Genomic DNA, 18330 nt, shown 5'->3' with positions numbered 1-18330 from the left:
CGCTTGCGGGAGTCGCGTCGGCCCGCTCGCGGGCGGACGGCTCAGGCCGCGATCGGGCGCTCGTTGTAGCTGCCGGCCGGCTCCTGGCCGGACAGCTTCTGGATCGCCGTCATCACCTCGTCGGTCACCTGCCGCCGGGCCCGCGCCGAGCGGGCCTGGCCGTGCAGCTCGGTGAAGTGCAGCGGCTCGCCGAACCGGACCGTGACCTTGCGGATCCGGGGCCGCTTGCTGCCGACGGGCAGGATGTCCTGCGGACCCTCCAACGCGACCGGGACCACCGGCACCCCGGCGGTCAGCGCGAGCCAGGCGACGCCGGTCTTGCCGCGGTACAGCCGGCCGTCCAGCGAGCGGGTGCCCTCGGGGTAGATGCCGAACGCGCGGCCGTCCTCCAGCACGCCCAGCGCGGCGTTCAGCGCGGCCTGGGCCAGGTGGACCTCGCCGCGCTGCACCGGCACCGCCTCGACCGCCTCGAAGAAGGCCCGGGAGAGCCGGCCCTTGAGGCCGGTGCCCTCCCAGTACTCGGCCTTCGCCAGGAAGCTGATCGGGCGCGGCGCGGTCAGCGGGATCACCACGCTGTCGATGAACGAGAGGTGATTGCTGGCCAGGATCACCCCGCCCTTGCGCGGCACGTTCTCCAGCCCCTCGATGGTGGGCCGGTAGACGGCCTTGGCGAGCGGCTTGAGCACGAGCTTGGTGATGATCTTGATCATTGGATCCCTCCCCGGACGGCACCGGACCAGGCCTGCGCCGGCAGGTGCCGACTGGCGCGCTTCTTAGAATGACCTTTCATATCACTGCGTCTTGATCTTCACTGCGTCATGGGAGGAATCACCAGGGTGAGCGGTGTCACAACCGTCCTGCTGCTCGTCATCCTCGCCACCGGGGTCGCAACGGGTGCACGGCACTGGAGTATTCCGGCGCCCTCGTTGTTGGTGGTCGCCGGGGTGCTGGCCGGGTTGCTGCCGTTCGTACCCAGGTTCACCGTGCCGCCGGAGGTGATCAGCGTCGCGGTGCTGCCGCCGCTGCTCTACGCCTCGGCGGAGGAGATCTCCTGGCGGGAGCTGAAGGCCGTCTGGCGGCCCGTCACGGTGCTGGCCCTCGGGCTGGTGCTGGCCAGTGCCTTCGCGGTCGGCGCGATAGCCGCCTGGCTGACGCCGCTGCCGCCGGCGATGGCCTTCGTGCTGGGCGCGGTGCTGGCCTCGACCGATCCGGTCGCGGTCACCGCGCTCGGCCGCAGACTCGCGCTGCCGCCCCGGATACAGACGCTGGTGCAGTCGGAGAGCCTGTTCAACGACGCGACCAGCCTGGTCCTCTTCAAGGTCGCGATCAGTCTGGCGGTGGCGGCCGGTTCGGTCTCGGTGGCCTCGGCCGCCGGCGAGTTCGTGCTGCTCGCGGGTGGCGGGGCGGTGATCGGCCTGGCGCTGGCCGGGCTGGTCGCGCTGATCCGGGCGCGCACCGAGGATCCGGTGCTGGAGACCGTGACCGCACTGGTCACGCCGTACGCCGCGTACGTGCTCGGCGAGGACCTGCACACCTCGGGGGTGACCGCGGTGGTGGTCGCGGGAGTGGCGCTCGGTGCGTTCGGGCACCGGCTGACCAACGCCCGGATCCGGCTGCAGGTGCACGCGGTCTACCAGACCGTCGTCTTCATGCTGGAGAGTGTGGTCTTCGCGGTGATCGGCCTGGAACTGCCCGGTCTGATCCGCGACCTCAGCGGGGAGGAGCGTGGCTGGTTCTGGCAGGCGCTGCTGATCGCCCTCGCGCTGATCCTGGTCCGGCTGCTGTGGATCTTCCCGACCGCCTGGCTCGCGCACCGGCAGCGCACCGCCGGATCGGGACCGGCACTGAACTGGCGGGTGCCGGCCGTGATGACCTGGGCCGGCACCCGCGGGGTGATGCCGCTGGCCGCCGCGCTGACGATCCCGCTGCTGGCGCAGGACGGCAGCGCGCTGCCGTACCGCGAGCTGGTGCTGGTGCTCACCACCTCGGTGGTCGCCTGCACGCTGGTGGTCCAGGGCTTCACGCTGGCGCCGGTGGTGCGTGCCTCCGGGATCGCGTTGGAGCCGGAGGCCACGGCGCGGGAGGAGGCGCGGGCGGCGAAGCTCGTGCTGCGGGCCGCGTTGGAGCGGCTGGAGGCGACGGTGGACGCGGAGGGGGTCTCCGAGGTGGTCGCCGAGCGGATGCGGCGCGACCTGGAGGCCAGGCTCGACCACGCCCGGGCCCGGCTCGCCGGGGACGGGCCCGGTGGGGATGGGCTGAGCGGGGATGGGCCCGGCGGGGAGTCGGCGCAGGGGCCCGGCGAGGCGGCCGAGGACTCGGCGCAGGAGGTGGCGATGGTGCTGGCGTACCGGCGGCTGCGGCGCGACCTGATCGCGGTGGAGACCGGCGAGCTGCGGCGGCTCTACGCGGAGCACCGGATCAGCGACGCGACCCGGGGCAGCCTGCAGCACGCGCTGGACCTGGAGGAGGCGGGGCTGGGCGAGCTCTGACGGGCCGCCGGGGGCAGTCCCGGGCGGCTCGTCAGCTCGGCTGGACGGGAGTCTCTAGGCGGGTGTCCGGCCGCCGCCGCGCAGGCCCGCCTTCAGGGTGCGCGGCAGCCGGCCGGCCCGGCGCAGCTCGTCGTAGGCGAACCGGGCGTCGCGGGCCGCCAGGCGGTACTGGACGCCGGTCGCCCCGCCCGGGAACCGGTAGCCGGCCGGGCGGTGCGCGGCGAAGTGCGCGGCGATCCGGTGGAAGAACTCGCGGCGCAGCTCGGCGGGGACCAGGCCCGGGGAGTCGTAGACCGTCAGCGCCTGCTTGACGGTCCGTTCGAAGACCAGCGCGCGCAGGTCGTCGAGCTCGGGGTGACGGTCCAGGAACGCGAAGATCGCCTGGTACTGCGCGAACGCGTCCGCGTGCTTCGCCGAGGCGGTCGCGGTGATCGCTCCGGGCCGGCCGCGGCGGTAGTGGTAGCAGGAGCGGTCGAGGTAGCGCAGTCGGCGGGCGGCGAGCAGCGCGGGGTAGGTGACGGAGATGTCCTCGTAGAAGCCGCGGCCGAATTCGACGCCTAGACCGTCGAGGAAGTCGCGGCGGAAGACCTTGTTCCAGACCGAGAGCACTGTGCGCAACAGCGCCGGGTGCTCGCGCAGCGTGCTGCCGGCCGCGGTGTCCAGCGGGGAGCCGGCCAGCAGGTGGCGCCATGGGTTCGGCTCGGTCGTGCCGTCCGGATAGACGTGCGTGAACCCGGTGAGCAGCACGTCCAGCGGTGGTTCGCTGCCGCGCTCGGCGCGCAGCTCGGCCAGCACGGCGGTCAGCGCGCCCTCGGTGAGGTAGTCGTCGCTGTCCACGAACCAGAGGTACTCGCCGTTCGCCTCGGGCAGCGCGGCGATCCGGGCGCCGCCGAGGCCCTGGTTCTCGGCCAGGTGCAGCACCCGCAGCCGGGGCTCGCGGGCGGCGTAGGCGTCCAGGATCGCGCCGCTGCCGTCGGGGGAGCGGTCATCGACCGCGATCACTTCGAAGTCGTCGGCGTCCTGGCCGACGAACAGGGAGTCCAGGCACTGGGGCAGGAAGCGCTCCACGCCGTGGACGGGTACGACGATGCTGAGGAGGACTCGCACGCTCTTCTTGCTCTCCACCGTGGCCGGGCGCCTGACCTGGTCACTCTATCGACCGCCGGTGGAAGGGCGACCGCCGGTGCCGCGCCAGTGGTCCGGCGGCACCGGCAGTCGATTGGCGGCCCAGCCGACCCTCAACGGCCGGCCGCCGTCCGCCACGGCCTGGAGCCTGGCCGCCGCGACGTCGAGGCGGCCCGACAGTGGACCCAGGGGTGGTGGAAGCAGTCGTGGGTGGTCGATCATGCGTTTATCAGTCGAAGGCCGACCCGGGCTTGCGGCCCGAATTTCCCACTAGGACAGATATTGCTTGGAGGTTACGGGCACGTCAATCCCTCGAAAGCATTCACTTCCTGAATTTTGTCCGGGCCGTTGTCGTGCGGTGCTCCGGCTCCTATATTGACGCGCAGTCTCATAGCGGCTCGGCTCGCCTCACCCACGGAGCGCCCATGTCTGTGCCCGCTTCTGCTTCCGGCTCCCCGTCCCTGTCCGCGTCCCCCTCCGCGTCCCCCTCCGCGTCCCCCTCCGCGTCCCCCTCCGCGTCTCCCTCCGCGTCCCCGTCCGTTCCGGCGCCCGGTGCGGCCGCCGTGCCCGAGCGCGGGGTCAGTCCGGTCCTGAAGGTCATGATGATCGGGCCGCTCGCGCTGGCCGCCGGCTACACCTTCCTCTGTCTCACGCTGCTCAGCTCGCACACGGGCTCCTTCTTCGCCTGGCGGATGTCCCCGGTCAGCGCGACGCTGATCGGCGCGGCCTACGGCGGCAGCTGCGCGATGCTCGGGCTGGCGCTGCGGGACGCCCGGTGGGCCAGGGTGCGGGGCGCGGTCGCGGCCAGCTCGGTCTTCATGCTGCTGATGCTTGGCGCGCTGCTGCTCGGGCGCGGCGAGCTGCCGCTGCGCGGGGGTGCGCTGCCCGCCTTCCTGTCCGCCTGGGGCTGGCTCGCCGTCCACCTGCTCGCGCCGCTGATCGGCCTGGCCGCGCTGGCCGCGCAGCGACGGCAGCGTGGCCCTGTGCCGCCGCGTCCGCCCCGGCTGCCCTGGTGGGTCGCGGCGCCGATGATCGGCAATGGCCTGGCGCTGGCCCTCGGCGGCCTGGTCCTCTATGTGCTGCCGGACCCGGCGGCCCGGCACTGGCCGTGGCAGGCGCGACCGCTCGACGTCCGGGTGATCGGTGCCTGGTGCCTGGTCTTCGGGCTCGCCCTGCTGCTGAGCTGCTGGGAGGCCGAGCTTCGCCGGGTGCGCGGTGGCATGGCGGCCCTGGTGCTCAGCGGGCTGTTCGGGCTGATCGGGCTGCTCAGGTATGCCGACCGGGTGAGCTGGTCCTCGCCCGGCGCCTGGCTGGTGGTGCTGGTGCTCTGCTCACTGCTCGGCCTCGGACTCGCCGGAGCGGGCGTCTCCGTGCTGCTCGACCCGCCGGAGCTGCCCTGCCGGCTGCCGAACGCGTGGCCGGAGGAGCTCACCGGAGTGCCCGCCGGAGCTTCCTGAGAACTTGCTGGGAATGACTGACGTAGTGTCATGATCACTGCCGGGATGCTCTCCTGGCGGAGTGTCGGGCCGATCACGACGCTGTCCCGCTTGAATCCGGATGGATTCTGCCGGATTTGCCCCCATCGATGCGCAGTCGTGACCGAGCCCACGGCTCACAGATGCCACGCCAGTTGTCATCACACGATACGGTGGCAGAACATCAGGACGGTTGCGTGAGGACCGTCTTCCACGGATAGTCTTCGCCTCACGGCCCTGGCGCCTCGTAGGGGTGGGAAAAAAGTCATGGAACACATGCAAGTGCGGAGCAGGCCCCGCGTGCCGGCCATTCAATGCGGCGTCGGTGCGACAGGTCGGCGGATCGAGCGCCATCTGGCGGTGCTCGGTGCGCCCGCGCTTCCCGCGGTTGACACCGTGGAGGCGCTCGGTCTGATAAGGGAGCTGACGCCTCGTGGCGTGAGCACCCTGGCCGCACCACGCCGGACGACGCGAGTGATGCTGCTCGCGCCGCTGCGCCGTCTCAAGCGCAGCTTGTTCGGCAGTCGGCACTGAGTCCGGCGTCAGGAGCCGGATCTCTCGGCGCCTGGTTTCGGAGCTTGGGCTCGTAGCCCCGGCGGCCGCGCCCGGAAGGGCGGCCGGCGACGGCAAGTGACCCGGTGGGCGGATCGCCCATCGGGCTCTTTTTCGTCTCCGGATGCACCGGGTACCGGACGGCGTGGCTCTGCTTGCGCCGGTCCCGCCTGCGCCCGGTGGTCGTGCGACCGTCCTGTGTGTGTTGGGTGGCTGTTGTTGTCGGCCGGGGCGTCGCCAGCGGAGGATGGCCCCATGGCCGACACCTTCCACTCCCAGACCTTCGAGATCACCACCGGCGACCGCGAGGTGGCCCTGGACATCACCGATCGCTGCGCGGCCTTCCTCACGGACGTCGCCGACGGCCGGGACGGGCTGCTGAACGTGTTCGTCCCGCACGCCACGGCCGGGATCGCCGTGCTGGAGACCGGCGCCGGCAGTGACGACGACCTGCTCGCGCTGCTGCGCGACCTGATCCCCGCCGACGACCGCTGGCGCCACCGGCACGGCAGCCCCGGCCACGGCCGGGACCACGTGCTGCCCGGCCTGGTCGCCCCGCACGCCACGCTTCCGGTGATCGGCGGGCGGATGGCGCTCGGTGTCTGGCAGTCGGTCGTGCTGATCGACACCAACGGCGACAACCCGCGCCGCACCGTCCGGCTCTCGTTCCTGGGCTGAGCCGGGCCGGGCGCCGGGACGTGCTGGGCCGGGCCGGGCTCGGCCGGGCTTGCCAGCGGCGGCGCGGCGGAGTAGGCAGGACGCCGTGACCGAAGAACCGAACGCATCGAACGGCTACTGCGCCGTCCCGGCCGGCGACCCGCTGGCCGCACTCACCCCGGCCGGCGAGGCGGTCGGCCCGCGCGCCGACTGCGTGCTCTGCGGCGAACCGACCGAGTACCCCGCCGATACGCCGGGCGGCACGCTCTGCCCCACCTGTGCCTGGCAGCAGGCCCAGCGGATCGCCTGCTCGGGCTGACGGCCGTCACGGCTCGGACGGCCGCCGGTTCGAGCGCTACCGCTCGGGGAGCGGCCGGACCCGGACCCAGGTGTGGTCCTCCTTGAGGTACGCGTCCACCGCCAGGCCGGCCTCGGCCAGGGCCGACTCGAACGCCGCCCGGGTCAGCGGGCGGGACCGGAACGTGTGGCTCCACGTCCCGTCCTCGAAGACGTACTCGACGTGCACCGACCGCACCCCCGGCCCGACCGGTTCGGAGGAGAGGACCCGGACCACACCGCCGGGCAGCTCGCTCTCCCTGGGCAGGTTGACGTGCCAGGCGTCCCCCTCGGCCTCGCGCTGGATCAGCACGCAGCCGCCCTCGGCGACGTGCCGCCGGCAGGTGTCGAGGAGCCCCTGACGCACCTTCGGATCGCCGGCGTGCACCAGGAAGGAGGCCAGCAGCACCACGTCGAAGCGCTCGCCGAGCGCCAGCTGCTCGATCGGGCCGTGCACCGTCCGGGCGCCGGGTGCCTGGCGGCGCACCTGCTCCAGCATCGCCGCCGACTCGTCCACCGCCGTCACCAGGAAGCCGCGTTGCACCAGCGGCCGTGTCATCCGGCCGACCCCGCTGCCCAGTTCGAGCAGCCGCCCGCCGGCGGGGACGGCGCCCGCGATCACCTCCACCTCGTCGCGCAGCGGCAGCCGCTCCCAGACCGTGACGGCGCAGCCGTCCGGCGTGATCGCGCCCTGCCCGGTGCCCCGGTACCCCTCGCGTACTCGTTCGCTCATCCGCCGATCGGACCACAGCGGCCGGGCCGGTGGAATCCGTCTGACGGATGATCGGATACCGGCCAGCCCCGGGGCGCCGGAGCCCCGGCCAGCCTCGGAGCCCTGCTGCCGGTCAGCCCGCGTCGGGGCCGGTGAGGTGGAGGGTGGAGCCGTGCCGGGACTTGCGGACCAGCAGCTGGGCCGGGATCCGCTGGCGCAGATCGGCGACATGGCTGACGATGCCGACCGCGCGGTCGCGTTCGCGCAGGCCGTCGAGCACGTCCATGACCTCCTCCAGTGCCTGTTCGTCGAGCGTGCCGAAGCCCTCGTCGATGAAGAGGGTGTCCAGCGGCATGCCGCCGGCCTCGTCCGTCACCACGTCGGCCAGGCCCAGGGCCAGGGCCAGTGAGGCGAAGAAGCTCTCGCCGCCGGAGAGCGTGGCGGTGTCCCGCTCGGTGCCGGTCCAGGCGTCCACCACCAGCAGCGACAGGCCGGAACGCCGCCCGCCGGACGACCGCCCGTCGCTGTGCACCAGGGTGTAGCGGCCGCCGGACATCCGGACCAGCCGCGCGCTGGCCGCGGCCGCGACCTGCTCCAGCCTGGCCGCCAGCACGTACGACTCCAGGCGCATCTTGAGGCGGTTGTCGGTGCCGGTGCCGAGCGTGAGCTGGGCCAGCCGGCTGATCCGGCCGAACTCGGCCAGCCGCGGGGCCAGTTCCGCCGCCAGTGTGGCCAGCCGGCGGCCGAGCTCGGCCAGCGCGGTGGTGCGCTCGCGGGCGGTGCGCTCGTCGGCGGCCGCCAGTTGCAGCGCGTCGGTGGCGGCGCGCAGCGCGGCCTGGGCCCCATCGGTGTCGGCGGGCGGTGCGGCCGCCGCGGCGACCAGTTCGGGCTCGGCGAGGCGCTCGGCGGCCGCCTGCCGCTCGGCGGCGCGCTGCTCCAGGCGCCGGCGGCGGTCGGCGAGCTCGGCGGGCGGCAGCAGCGCGGCCCCGGCCTGCTCGGGGTGGGTGAAGCCGGCGGAGCGGGTGGCCAGCGCCAGCTCCGCCTCGGCGTCGGCCAGCCGGGCGGCGGTCTCCGCGACCGCCCGCTCGGCCTGCACCGCCCCGGCCAGGGCGCTCGCCAGCCGGCCGAGCCCGGCGGCCCGCTCGGCGACGGAGGGCGCGTCCGCGCGCGCCGCGGCCACCCGTTCGTCCAGCTCGGCCCGCTCGGTGGCGAGCGTCTCCAGCCGGGCGGTGTGCGCGGCCAGCCGCTCCCGGCTCTCCTGCGACTGGGCGCTGTGCCGCCGGTGGCGCTGTGCCAACTGCTCGCCCTGCTGGAGCAGCCCGGTCAGCGCGTCGGCTCCCCGCAGCGCCGCCCGGTGCTCCTGGGCCAGGGCGGTGAGCCGCTCGGCCAGCACGGCGGCGGGCTCCTCACCGGCGGTGGCCGCGGCGGCCGCCAGCGCCTCCCGCAGGCTCATCAGTTCGCTCTCGGCGGCCGCGACCGCCTGCTCGGCGGCCTGCTCGGCGGCGGCCGCGGCCTGCTCGTCCGCCGCGCGGACCGGCTCGGCGCCGAGGGCGGCCGGGGCCGGATGCTCGACCGACCCGCAGACCAGGCACGCTTCGCCGCTGCGCAGCCGGTCGGCCAGCTCGGCGGCCATCCCGTCCAGTCGGCGGCGGCGCAGGTCGAGCGTGCGTTCGCGGGCCGCCAGGGCTGCCTCCCGCAGGTCGAGCTGCGCGCGCCGGGCGGGCTCGGTGCGGGCCCGCAGCTCGTCGCGGCGGTGCGCGGCGGTCAGCCGCTGCTCGGCCTCGGCCCGGTGCGTGGTGAGCTGCTCGGCGCGGGTCACGGCCTCCCGGGCGGCCTGCTCGCGCTGCTGCAGGGCCTCGGCTTCGGCCGCGTAGTCGGACAGCCAGCGCTCGGCCTCCTCGGCCAGCTCCTCTGCCTGGCGCCGCTCGGCGGCGACGCGGCCCTGCTCGGCGGCGAGTACGGCGGACCGCCGCTCGTCGGCCGCGGCGGACTCCAGCCGGCCGATCTCCGCACGGGCCGCCGCCTCGGCTTCGGCGAGCCTGGCCTCGGTGAGCTGGGCTTCAGTGAGTTGGGCTTCGGTGAGCGTGCCTTCGGCGAGTCGGGCTTCGGTGGGTTCGGCCGGGCCGACGGCCTGAGCGAACCCAGCGGCGGCCAGCGCCCGGCGCTGCGCCGAGCGTGCGGCACCGGCGCGCTCGTGGGCCGCCCGCGCACTCGCGCGCAGCCGCAGCGCGGACTCCACCCCGACCGCCGCCTGGGCCAGCGTCAGCCGCTCCCGCTCGGTGGCCTCCTGATCCACGGTCTGCGCGAGCGCGGCCGCCCGGCGCGCCGCCGTGGCCTGCTGGAGCTGGCGGTCGGCCAGCTCCCGGGCGGCGGCCAGCCGCTGCTCGGCGCCGCGGAGCCGGTGTTCGGCGGCGGCCAGCGCGAGCTCGCGAGCGGTCAGCAGCTCCGCGGCCTCACCGCGCAGCACGGCCGCCCAGCCGAGCGTTGCCGCGGCCGGCTCGGCTCCGCCCGGTTCGCTCTCGCCCTCGGCCGGCAGCCACTCCGCAGCGGACGGCGCCTGCGGACCGGCCGCCTGGGCGATCCGGCTGACCAGTTCGCGCAGCCGCTGCCGCTCGGCCTGCACGGCCGCCTCCTGCTCCTTGCGCCGCTCGCCCAGCCAGGCCTCCACCCGGCCGAACCGCGCGGTGTCGAAGAGCTTGCCGAGCAGGTCGGCGCGCTGCGTCGCGTCAGCCTTCAGGAAGCGGGCGAAATCGCCCTGCGGCAGCAGCACCACCTGGCAGAACTGGTCCCGGCTCATCCCGAGCAGCCGCAGGATCTCCTCGCCGGTCTCCTGGTGCGAGCGGCTCGCGGCCCGCCAGCCGGGCTGCCCGTCGCCGGTGTCGGCGGTCCACTCGCGCAGCAGCGTCTGCGCCTTCTCCGGGGTGAAGCCGGTGCCGCGCTTCTTGGGGCGCAGCTGCTCGGGGATCCGGGTGACCTCCAGCCGGCGCCCGCCCAGCGTCAGCTCCAGCCTGACCTCGGTCAGCAGGTGCGGATCGGCGTGGTCACTACGCATCCGGTTCGCCTTGCGGCTGCCCGGCAGCTCGCCGTAGAGCGCGAAGCAGACCGCGTCCAGCACGCTGGTCTTGCCGGCGCCGGTGGCGCCCCGGAGCAGGAAGAGGCCGCCTGCCGCGAGCGCGTCGAAATCGACCTCCTGGCGCCCGGCGAACGGGCCGAAGGCGGTGACGGTGAGCCGGTGCAGCCTCATCGGGGCAGCTCCTGTCGGCGGTCCTCGGCGCTGCGGACCTCTTCGAAGCCCTCGCGCAGCCAGTCGCGCTCGCGCTCGTCCAGCCGCACGCCGGGGCGCACGTGCCGGACGAAGCTCTCGGCCACCTCCAGATCGCTGCGCCCGCGCACCCGTGCCGCGTAGGAGACCGGGCCCTCGGCGGTCTGCTCCTCGGGATCGAACAGCAGCTGCAGGGTGTGCGGGAAGCGCTTGCGCAGCCGTTCCATCGGCTCGGCCGGGCGGCCCGGATCGGTCAGGGTGACCTGCACCCAGGCGTCCTCGTGCTCCTGGTACCGCTCCGCGGTCAGCAACTCGTCGAGCCGGCCGCGCAGGCAGGCGAGCGGGCGCGGCACCGGGCAGTGGAGCCGCTCGGCTTCCACCGAGCCGTCCGGCCCGAGGTCGACCAGCCACATCGACTTGCGCTGGCGCGCCTCGGAGAAGGAGTAGGCGAGCGGCGAGCCGCTGTAACGCAGGTGCGGGGCGAGCGTCTGGGCACCGTGCAGGTGGCCCAGCGCGGCGTAGTCCACACCGTCGAAGAGCGAGGCGGGGACGCTCGCCACCCCGCCCACCGCGATGTCCCGCTCGCTGTCGCTCGGTGCGCCGCCGGTCACGAAGGCGTGCGCCAGCACGACCGAGCGGGTGCCTGGTGCCCGCTCGGCCAGGTCGGCCCTGACCTTCTCCATCGCGGCCCCGAGCACGGCCGCGTGACCGCCGCGCTCCAGGCCGAACCGCTCGCGCACCAGCGCCGGCTCCAGGTACGGCAGCCCGTAGACCGCGACCGGACCGAAGGCGTCCGCCAGCAGCACCGGGGTGGCGCAGCCGTCCGGATCGGTGCGCAGATGGACGCCCGCGTGCCGGATCAGGCCGGCGCCGACCCCGAGCCGGCGGGCCGAGTCGTGGTTGCCGCTGATGAAGACCGTCGGCACGTCCAGATCGGCCAGCCGGTGCAGCACCTCGTCGAACAGCCCGACCGCCTCCAGGCCCGGCAGCGCGCGGTCGTAGACGTCGCCCGCGACCAGCACGGCGTCGACCTCGCGGGCCACGACCACACGTACCAGATGGTCGAGGAACGCGCGCTGGGCGTCGTGCAGGCTCTCCCGGTGGAAGGAGCGGCCCAGGTGCCAGTCGGAGGTATGCAGCAGTCGCATGGCCCCGACCCTAGCTGGCACCACTGACAACCTGCGGCCCGTCCGTCCCCGGGGCTTACCCGGACACCTCGGGAACGCCGTGCCGGGGCGGCCGCGTTGGCCGGGGCGTGATGCGATTCATCCTCACGGGTACGCCCGGAGCCGGAAAGACGACGATCATCGAGCGGCTGCGCAGCGCCGGCCACGCGGTCGTACCGGAGGCGGCGACAGCCGTGATCGACCGGGAGCAGGCGCGCGGCGTGCCGGAGCCGTGGACCGGGCCCGGTTTCATCGACGAGATCGTCGCCGTTCAGCGCGCGTGGCTGGGGCAGGCACCGGCGGCGGCGCATGGCATCGAGTTCCACGACCGCTCGCCGATCTGTACGCACGCGCTCGCCGAGTACCTCGGCCGCCCTGTCTCGCCCGCGCTCGCGGCCGAGACCGAGCGGGTGCTCCGCGAGGGGGTCTACCGGCCGCAGGTCTTCTTCGTCCGCAACCTCGGCTTCTGCACGCCGACCGCCGCGCGCCGGATCGGCTTCGAGGAGTCGCTGGTCTTCGAGGAGCTGCACGAGCGGACGTATCGGGCGTTCGGCTTCGAGCTGATCGAGGTCCCGGCCGGCGAGGTCGAGCAGCGGGTCGCCACGATCACGGCCGGCGTCGAGCGGCTCGGGAACTGATGGCTGCGCGTCGGGCTCGGGAGCGCGTCACCTCGCCGTTGTCACGCAGGGTGGATTGTCAGTCGCGCTGTGTATGGTCGGCGGCGTCGGCAGGAGAGACGGTGCGGACGGAAGGGCGTGGTCGGCATGACCTGGTCGTGGCTGGGTTCGGCGGAGTCGGTGGGCTCGGCGGCGGTGGCGTTGTCCGGTTCGGGGCACCGGGCGGGCCGGTCGATCCAGCCGGTGGCGCTCGCGCTGGTGGCGGACGCCGCGGACTTCCGGCGGCTGCGACGGCTCGGCCTGTTCGCTGCCGAGGAGTACGCGCGCTACCTGCGGCGGACCGAGACCCAGCTGCGGGCGATGGCGGGCGAGGGGGTGGAGGTGCACCTGCGGGTGCTGGAGCCGGCGGACTTCGCCGACTTCTGCGCGCTTCGCGGCCTCCCGCCCGCTGACCCGGCCTCCCGGGTGGCGTACGCGGCCGATCCGGAGCTGGCCGGTGAGCCGTTCGTCTACGCGGGGGAGCCGCTGGCCGAGCTGCTGCCCGAGCTGGTCGGCGACCACCTGGCCCGGGTGCGGATCTCGGTGGCCCGTCAGCTGCTGCGGGACCGGGCGGGCGCGGGGGCGGCGCAGCTCGACTACGCGGGCGTGCTGTACCGGGCGCTGGTCGCCGGGCTGGGTGAGGGCTGCCACCGGCTCGCGCTGCGGCTGGGGGAGCGGGACGGGCCGGAGCAGCTGGTGGCCGAGGCCGAGGTCTGCGTGGAGCACGGTCGGCGGTTCGCGGCGCAGCGGGCTGCGGAGGCGTTCCGGGTCACGCTGGCGGCCGGGCTGGCGGCGCGCTGGCCCGGTGAGCTGCTGGCACACAGCGGACGGCCGCGGCGCGGCCCGGCTGCCGGCGGGGCCGGAACCGGACGGGGTACGCGGGCCCGACTCGGACCCCGGCCACCGGTGGCCCGCGGCTGGGCGGTGGCTGCCGGCCGGACGGCCGCGCTGGACGCGGACGGCCTGCGGGCCCTGCTCGCCCGACTGCCGCACCGCGCGCAGGCGCAGCGCGGTCCGGTCCTGGTGCGGGCGGCTTTCGCGCTGCCGCCGCCCCACCCCGGCCCCCACCCCGATCCTGGCCCTGGGTCCCACCGCGATCCCGGCCCTGGTCCCTGGCATCCGATCGCACGTTCGACCACGGGTTCGGCGACCCGTCCGGTTCGGCCGCCGGGTGCGCCCCGCGGGCCGGGGCCGACGGCCGGCGGGGCCGGTGAACAGGAGCGCAAGTGAGTTGACGTCGGCCGCCGCACCATGCCCCATGCGGGCGCGAGGACTGTTCATCGACCGCCTGTTCGGGGAAGATCAACAGGTCGGACCTCGCGCGATCCCCGATCCACGCGCCTGCGCGCCGGCCGTAATGCCACACGACAGCCGGCCCGACAGGCCCGACACCGGAGGGGGACGCATGCCGCGGATCGAGTACAGCGCAGAGATCGCCGACCTGCTCGGCCGCGTCCGGCGCCGCCCGGCCGCGGGCTGGCCGTGGCGTCCCGGCGAGCCGGTGCCGGAGTGGCTGCCGGTCAAGCAGTCCTGGGGCTGGCTCTTCGCGCCGGACGGCCGGGTGCTGACCCTGGTCAACCCGCGGGACGGCATCGTCAGCCTGCCCGGCGGCTCGCTGGAGGCCGAGGACTGCGGGGATCCGACCGCGGCGCTGGCCCGGGAGGCGGTCGAGGAGGCGCAGGCCGTGATCGGGCCGGCGTACTACCTGGGCTACCTCTACGACCGGGTCGGCTCGGCGAACGGCGGCCACGAGTGCGCCCGGGTCCGGATGGCGGCGGCGCTGCGCCGGGTCGGCCCGAGCGTCCCCGACCCGGCCTCGGGACGGCACTACCGCCGCCTCCTGGTGGCACCCGGCCTCGCGGTGGAGCTGCTCGGCTGGGGCGCCCCCGGCCTGCGGCAGGCCCGCGCCGCCGTGCGCACGGCGGTCGCGTACCTGGGCGTGCCGGCGGCCGCCAACGAGGTGATCGAGGAGCTGCCGACCAACGGCTGCGAGGTCTTCTCGTAGGACCGGACAGGCCCTGAGTCCCGGGGCACCCGGGGCGCCGTGGCGTGGCTCAGTAGCGCCAGCGGTTGTAGCCGTTGTCCTGGACGCAGGTGATGCCGGTGCCGTGGCTGTCGACCGTGGACTTGCCGAGGTCCGCACCCGGGCAGAACTCACCGGCCCGGTAGTAGTTGCCGCTCGGCGCCATGATCACACCCGACGCCGCGGGGCCGCCGGCTGCCGAAGTCGGGGCCGGGGCGGGCGGCTGGGCCGGAGCGGGCGGCTCGGCAGGCTCGGTCGGCTGCGGCGCCGGCGCGGGAGCGGCGAGGGTGTGGGTCGGCGCGGGCGCAGGCGCGGGCGGCGTCGGCGCCGCCGGGGTGTGCGCGGGGACGGGCTGGTGCGTCGTCACCGCGGCCGGCGTGGTGTGCACCGCTACTGGCGGGCTGCTCGGCGTGGTCGGCTCGGGGATCGCGGTGGCCGGCGGGCTCGGTGCCGCGCTCGGCGCCGTGGCGGCCGGCGCCGCCGCGGGCGAGCTCGCGGTCGCCGGGGCGGAGAGCGTCGTCCTGGCCGCCGTCGGGGTGGTCTTCGGCGGGTGGACGATCGCGCTGATCACGCCGAGCAGCACGATCAGGCCGACGGGTATCCCGCACCCGATCCCCGCGATCTTCCGGCCCTTCCGGTTCTTCGGAGGCGCGGGCGGTTGCGGCTGGCCCCAGCCGGGGGGCACGGGAAGGGTCTTGGGCACGGTGGTCCTCGGAGGGGAGAGGGGTGGTCGGCTGACGGAGGCACAGCCTGACAGCTTCCCCTGGCGCACCGTCAGCTTGTGATCAGGCTGTAATGCCGGCGCGGCGACGGATTCGTCCTTCGTGCGTGATGTGTGACGTCCCAAGGCGGACTCCCACGCATCCGCCGCGGTGCGGTGCGTGATCCGTGTGCCGGGTGGGCTTCGTGTTACCGGCCGGTTGGCGCACCGGTGTGGGCTAGGGTCGTTGGCGACCGAGGGGGAATGCCATGTCCGGGCCGAGTAAAGGTCTCTTCCATCACGTCGAACTATGGGTCGACGACCTGGTGCTGGCCGAGGAGCAGTGGACTCCGGTGCTGCTCGCGCTCGGCTGCTCACCGTTCCAGAGCTGGCAGGCCGGCCGCAGCTGGCGGCTCGGCGACTGCTACCTGGTGCTGGAGCAGTCGCCCGCGCTGCGCCCCGGCGGGCACGACCGGATGCGCGCCGGGCTGAACCACCTCGCGGTGCACGGTTCGCGGGCCGCCGTCGGCGCCGCGCTGGCCGCCGGGTGGACGCTCCGGGTGGACACCGGCGAGACGGTGCACCTGGTGGACGGTCAGGGTTTCGAGCTCGAAGTGGTCTGCGGGGACGGGGAGTAGCGGGCAGGCCATGACCGGCCGTTGACCGACCGCCGTGATGACGGTCGGTCATGGTCCGGCCGCCCAGTGCGAGCAAACGCGAAAGTCGGCCGACATCGAGGCCAACTTCGGCTGTTGATACGAGAATTCGTGTCAACATCTTTGGCATGGGCACTTCCGCTGGGAGCGCGCCACTGGTACCACAGAGTGGCCCGCGTCACACTTCTGTGGAGGTGCAAGTGCGTCCCGTCCGTGTCGTGTCCGGTGCCATCATGGCTTCGCTGCTCGCAGCGACCAGCTTCATCCTCGCCTCGCCCGCCAACGCGGCGACGGTGAACTACGTCGCCCTCGGCGACTCCTACTCGGCCGGCGTCGGTGCCGGCAACTACGACAGCTCCAGCGGAAGCTGCAGCCGTAGCTACAGCGCCTACCCGGAGCTCTGGGCGGCCGCGAACAGCACCTCGTCGTTCTCGTCCGTCGCCTGCTCCGGCGCCAGAACGACGGACGTACTGAGCAGCCAGCTCTCCGCGCTCAACTCCGGCACCACGCTCGTCAGCATCACCATCGGCGGCAACGACGCCGGCTTCTCGAACACCATGGAGACCTGCGTGCTCGACGGCACCAGCTCCTGCCTGAGCGCGGTGCAGACCGCCGAGGGCTACGCCAAGAACACGCTTCCCGGCCAGCTCGACCAGGTCTACTCGGCGATCCGCGCCAAGTCGCCGAGCGCGCACGTCGTGGTGCTCGGCTACCCGGAGCTCTACGAGGTTCCCGGGGACTGCTGGTTCGGCATCAGCGACACCTCCCGCAGCGCGATCGACGGCGCTGCCGACACGATCGACCAGGTGACCGCGAACGAGGTCGCGAAGTACGGCAACTTCACGTTCGCCGACGTCCGCAGCACCTTCAGCGGCCACGAGATCTGCTCGGACGACGAGTGGCTGCACAGCACCACGCTGCCGATCGACGAGAGCTACCACCCCACCGCGGACGGCCAGCAGTACGGCTACCTGCCGGTGTTCTCCAACAAGGCCTGATCCAACAAGGCCTGATCCAGCGAGAAGGCGGCCCCGGGAGAGCTCTCAGGCTCTCCCGGGGCCGCCGTCACCGCTGGGGATCAGGTGTCAGCAGGCGCCGTCGTCGGCCCAGACGCCCCACTGGCCGCTGGCGGTCGGGATCTCGTTCAGCGTCCACCACTTGGCGTGGTAGTCGTGCCCGTTGTACGAGACCTTGCTCCCGGCCGTGTACGTGGTGGCCGCGCTCCACGCCGGCAGCGTGCAGGCGCCGGGCGTGCTCGGCGGCGTCGTCGGCGGCGTGACGGGCGGGGTCACCGGCGGCGTGCTCGGCGGGGTGACCGGCGGGGTCGCGCCGGCGAACTTCACCGTGTACTTCGTGAAGTCCCAGTCGCTCTGCGCCACGCTGGAGCAGGAGCCCGACAGGCCCGGGTCGACCGCCCCGGTGCACTGCCGGTCGCGGTTGACGGACCAGAAGGTGTAGCGGGCCAGCCCGTGCGAGGTGGCGAAGTCCAGCACGGTCTGGAAGTCGGCCTGGGTGAAGTACTCGGCCGCGTCGGTGCGCCCGTTCATCATCGAGACGCCCTCGTGGGCGTAGGCGGTGGCCTGGTCCCAGCCGAAGGTGTTCTGCAGGATGGTGTTGAACTGGACCAGCGCGGCGGTCTGCGCGGCGCCGCCGTTGAACCCGCCGTCGAACGGCATGATCGAGTAGTTGTTGGGCGTGAAGCCGTCCGACTTGGCCTCGTTCAGCATCTGGGTGCCGAACCAGCCGGTGCCCGCCGTGGTGCCGGCGGTGGTGATCGAGACGTAGATCCCGGGGTTGTTCTGCTGCAGGATCTTGGCCGCGCCGATCTCGTTGTGGATCGCCGCGGTGTTCTCGTACTCGGGCTCCTCGAGGTCGAAGTCGATCGCCTTGAGCGAGTACTTGGTGATCACCTTCTGGTAGGCGGCGGCGGTCGCGTCCGGCGTGCCGCAGTTCTGGCCGAGCTTGGTGCCGCCGTAGCCGCCGAACGAGACCGAGACGTCACCGCCCTTGGCGCGGATGGTCTGGATCACCGCGGGCATCGTGGTGTCGGTGTCGATCGAGGAGGTGCCGCCCCAGGCGGGCGTACAGCCACCGGAGTCGAGGATGAAGGCCAGCTGGAAGGCCTTCTGGCCGGTCGCGTCCATCACCGCGGCGGCGTCCGGCGGGCTGTTGTCCTCGGGCATCAGGTACGGCGCCGAGGCGTACCAGTTGGAGGCGAGCGCACTGCCGGCCGTGCCGGTGGTGCCCGTGGTGCCCGTGGTGCCGGTGGTGGAGGCGAGGGCCGAGCCGCCGGTGGCGACGGCGGCGATCCCGCCGGCCAGCAGGCCGAACGCGGCGACCGCGGTCAGGGCGGTGGTGCGACGGCGGCGGTGCCGGCCGGCGGTGGGGGCGACGGCGGGCGCGGGTGGTGGCTGAGTGCGTTCCATCGGGTGGAGGCCTCTTTCGGAAATGGGCAGAGCAGGACTGCGCCGCGCACGGTGTGGGGGAGCGCGGAGCGGGTGTCGCACGGACCTGCCCAATA

Annotated in this window: 17 protein-coding genes; 10 read left to right on the top strand and 7 right to left on the bottom strand. The window is 73.9% G+C overall.

Translation table 11 applies throughout. The features are described 5' to 3' along the window. Positions 1–41: 41 nt before the first annotated feature. On the bottom strand, positions 42–710 hold the full coding sequence (locus AC060L_RS05780) for a lysophospholipid acyltransferase family protein (protein WP_483797390.1): 669 nt from the start codon (positions 708–710) through the stop codon (positions 42–44). A gap of 126 nt (positions 711–836) precedes the next feature. Here AC060L_RS05780 and AC060L_RS05775 point away from each other — a divergent pair, with 126 nt between their 5' ends. After that, positions 837–2489, top strand: coding sequence for a Na+/H+ antiporter (locus AC060L_RS05775; RefSeq protein ID WP_483797389.1), 1653 nt, complete (start codon positions 837–839; stop codon positions 2487–2489). A gap of 54 nt (positions 2490–2543) precedes the next feature. Here the strand turns inward: AC060L_RS05775 and AC060L_RS05770 are convergent, their stop codons facing one another. Beyond that, positions 2544–3596: a glycosyltransferase gene (locus AC060L_RS05770; protein ID WP_483797388.1), complete on the bottom strand. Its 1053-nt coding sequence runs from the start codon at positions 3594–3596 to the stop codon at positions 2544–2546. Between the two features lie 581 nt (positions 3597–4177). Between AC060L_RS05770 and AC060L_RS05765 the strand changes: the two genes are divergently transcribed. The 4 genes from AC060L_RS05765 to AC060L_RS05750 all read left to right on the top strand — a co-directional run bounded on the left by AC060L_RS05765 (position 4178) and on the right by AC060L_RS05750 (position 6617). Then, positions 4178–5071: a hypothetical protein gene (locus tag AC060L_RS05765; RefSeq protein WP_483797386.1), complete on the top strand. Its 894-nt coding sequence runs from the start codon at positions 4178–4180 to the stop codon at positions 5069–5071. 285 nt (positions 5072–5356) lie between these two features. Next, the gene (locus AC060L_RS05760) at positions 5357–5623 is read left to right on the top strand and encodes a hypothetical protein (protein WP_483797385.1); all 267 of its coding nucleotides are present in this window, start codon (positions 5357–5359) and stop codon (positions 5621–5623) included. Positions 5624–5896: 273 nt separating this feature from the next. Beyond that, positions 5897–6319 (top strand): secondary thiamine-phosphate synthase enzyme YjbQ, encoded by a 423-nt coding sequence (locus AC060L_RS05755; protein WP_483797384.1) that lies wholly within the window; start codon positions 5897–5899, stop codon positions 6317–6319. An 85-nt stretch (positions 6320–6404) separates the two neighbouring features. Next, on the top strand, positions 6405–6617 hold the full coding sequence (locus AC060L_RS05750) for a hypothetical protein (RefSeq protein ID WP_483797383.1): 213 nt from the start codon (positions 6405–6407) through the stop codon (positions 6615–6617). Between the two features lie 36 nt (positions 6618–6653). Here AC060L_RS05750 and AC060L_RS05745 read toward each other — a convergent pair whose 3' ends face one another. The 3 genes from AC060L_RS05745 to AC060L_RS05735 form a co-directional block, all read right to left on the bottom strand. After that, positions 6654–7367: a class I SAM-dependent methyltransferase gene (locus tag AC060L_RS05745; RefSeq protein ID WP_483797382.1), complete on the bottom strand. Its 714-nt coding sequence runs from the start codon at positions 7365–7367 to the stop codon at positions 6654–6656. A 112-nt stretch (positions 7368–7479) separates the two neighbouring features. Continuing rightward, positions 7480–10590 (bottom strand): AAA family ATPase, encoded by a 3111-nt coding sequence (locus AC060L_RS05740; protein WP_483797381.1) that lies wholly within the window; start codon positions 10588–10590, stop codon positions 7480–7482. Continuing rightward, positions 10587–11756: an exonuclease SbcCD subunit D gene (locus AC060L_RS05735; RefSeq protein WP_483797380.1), complete on the bottom strand. Its 1170-nt coding sequence runs from the start codon at positions 11754–11756 to the stop codon at positions 10587–10589. The genes AC060L_RS05740 and AC060L_RS05735 overlap by 4 nt, the downstream gene beginning before the upstream one ends. Before the next feature lie 110 nt (positions 11757–11866). Between AC060L_RS05735 and AC060L_RS05730 the strand changes: the two genes are divergently transcribed. The 3 genes from AC060L_RS05730 (at position 11867) to AC060L_RS05720 (ending at position 14435) form a co-directional block, all read left to right on the top strand. Further along, the gene (locus tag AC060L_RS05730; RefSeq protein WP_483797378.1) at positions 11867–12412 is read left to right on the top strand and encodes an ATP/GTP-binding protein; all 546 of its coding nucleotides are present in this window, start codon (positions 11867–11869) and stop codon (positions 12410–12412) included. Positions 12413–12538: 126 nt separating this feature from the next. Further along, the gene (locus AC060L_RS05725; RefSeq protein ID WP_483797377.1) at positions 12539–13660 is read left to right on the top strand and encodes a hypothetical protein; all 1122 of its coding nucleotides are present in this window, start codon (positions 12539–12541) and stop codon (positions 13658–13660) included. 175 nt (positions 13661–13835) lie between these two features. Beyond that, positions 13836–14435 carry a hypothetical protein gene (locus AC060L_RS05720; RefSeq protein WP_483797376.1) on the top strand — a complete coding sequence of 200 codons (600 nt, stop codon included), beginning with the start codon at positions 13836–13838 and terminating at the stop codon, positions 14433–14435. Between the two features lie 49 nt (positions 14436–14484). Here the strand turns inward: AC060L_RS05720 and AC060L_RS05715 are convergent, their stop codons facing one another. After that, on the bottom strand, positions 14485–15156 hold the full coding sequence (locus AC060L_RS05715; protein WP_483797375.1) for a hypothetical protein: 672 nt from the start codon (positions 15154–15156) through the stop codon (positions 14485–14487). Positions 15157–15422: 266 nt separating this feature from the next. On the opposite strand from AC060L_RS05715, the gene AC060L_RS05710 reads away from it, so the two are divergent. Together AC060L_RS05710 and AC060L_RS05705 are read left to right on the top strand one after the other, a co-directional pair. After that, entirely contained in the window at positions 15423–15791 is a 369-nt protein-coding gene (locus AC060L_RS05710) for a VOC family protein (RefSeq protein ID WP_483797374.1), read from the top strand. 251 nt (positions 15792–16042) lie between these two features. After that, positions 16043–16807 (top strand): SGNH/GDSL hydrolase family protein, encoded by a 765-nt coding sequence (locus AC060L_RS05705; protein WP_483797373.1) that lies wholly within the window; start codon positions 16043–16045, stop codon positions 16805–16807. 87 nt (positions 16808–16894) lie between these two features. Here AC060L_RS05705 and AC060L_RS05700 read toward each other — a convergent pair whose 3' ends face one another. Beyond that, positions 16895–18235 (bottom strand): chitinase, encoded by a 1341-nt coding sequence (locus tag AC060L_RS05700; RefSeq protein ID WP_483797372.1) that lies wholly within the window; start codon positions 18233–18235, stop codon positions 16895–16897. Between the last annotated feature and the right edge of the window lie 95 nt (positions 18236–18330).

This window comes from Kitasatospora sp. NEAU-69 (genome assembly GCF_057158765.1).
The sequence above is the reverse complement of the archived record's forward strand: the minus strand, read 5'-3'. Positions and strand labels throughout refer to the sequence as shown.

Coding starts and splice junctions, on each gene's coding strand:
- AC060L_RS05740 (WP_483797381.1), bottom strand. CDS start 10,590: ATGAGGCTGCACCGGCTCACCGTCACCGCCTTCGGCCCGTTCGCCGGG.
- AC060L_RS05730 (WP_483797378.1), top strand. CDS start 11,867: ATGCGATTCATCCTCACGGGTACGCCCGGAGCCGGAAAGACGACGATC.
- AC060L_RS05710 (WP_483797374.1), top strand. CDS start 15,423: ATGTCCGGGCCGAGTAAAGGTCTCTTCCATCACGTCGAACTATGGGTC.
- AC060L_RS05725 (WP_483797377.1), top strand. CDS start 12,539: ATGACCTGGTCGTGGCTGGGTTCGGCGGAGTCGGTGGGCTCGGCGGCG.
- AC060L_RS05700 (WP_483797372.1), bottom strand. CDS start 18,235: ATGGAACGCACTCAGCCACCACCCGCGCCCGCCGTCGCCCCCACCGCC.
- AC060L_RS05755 (WP_483797384.1), top strand. CDS start 5,897: ATGGCCGACACCTTCCACTCCCAGACCTTCGAGATCACCACCGGCGAC.
- AC060L_RS05720 (WP_483797376.1), top strand. CDS start 13,836: ATGCCGCGGATCGAGTACAGCGCAGAGATCGCCGACCTGCTCGGCCGC.
- AC060L_RS05780 (WP_483797390.1), bottom strand. CDS start 710: ATGATCAAGATCATCACCAAGCTCGTGCTCAAGCCGCTCGCCAAGGCC.
- AC060L_RS05760 (WP_483797385.1), top strand. CDS start 5,357: ATGGAACACATGCAAGTGCGGAGCAGGCCCCGCGTGCCGGCCATTCAA.
- AC060L_RS05745 (WP_483797382.1), bottom strand. CDS start 7,367: ATGAGCGAACGAGTACGCGAGGGGTACCGGGGCACCGGGCAGGGCGCG.
- AC060L_RS05735 (WP_483797380.1), bottom strand. CDS start 11,756: ATGCGACTGCTGCATACCTCCGACTGGCACCTGGGCCGCTCCTTCCAC.
- AC060L_RS05705 (WP_483797373.1), top strand. CDS start 16,043: ATGGCTTCGCTGCTCGCAGCGACCAGCTTCATCCTCGCCTCGCCCGCC.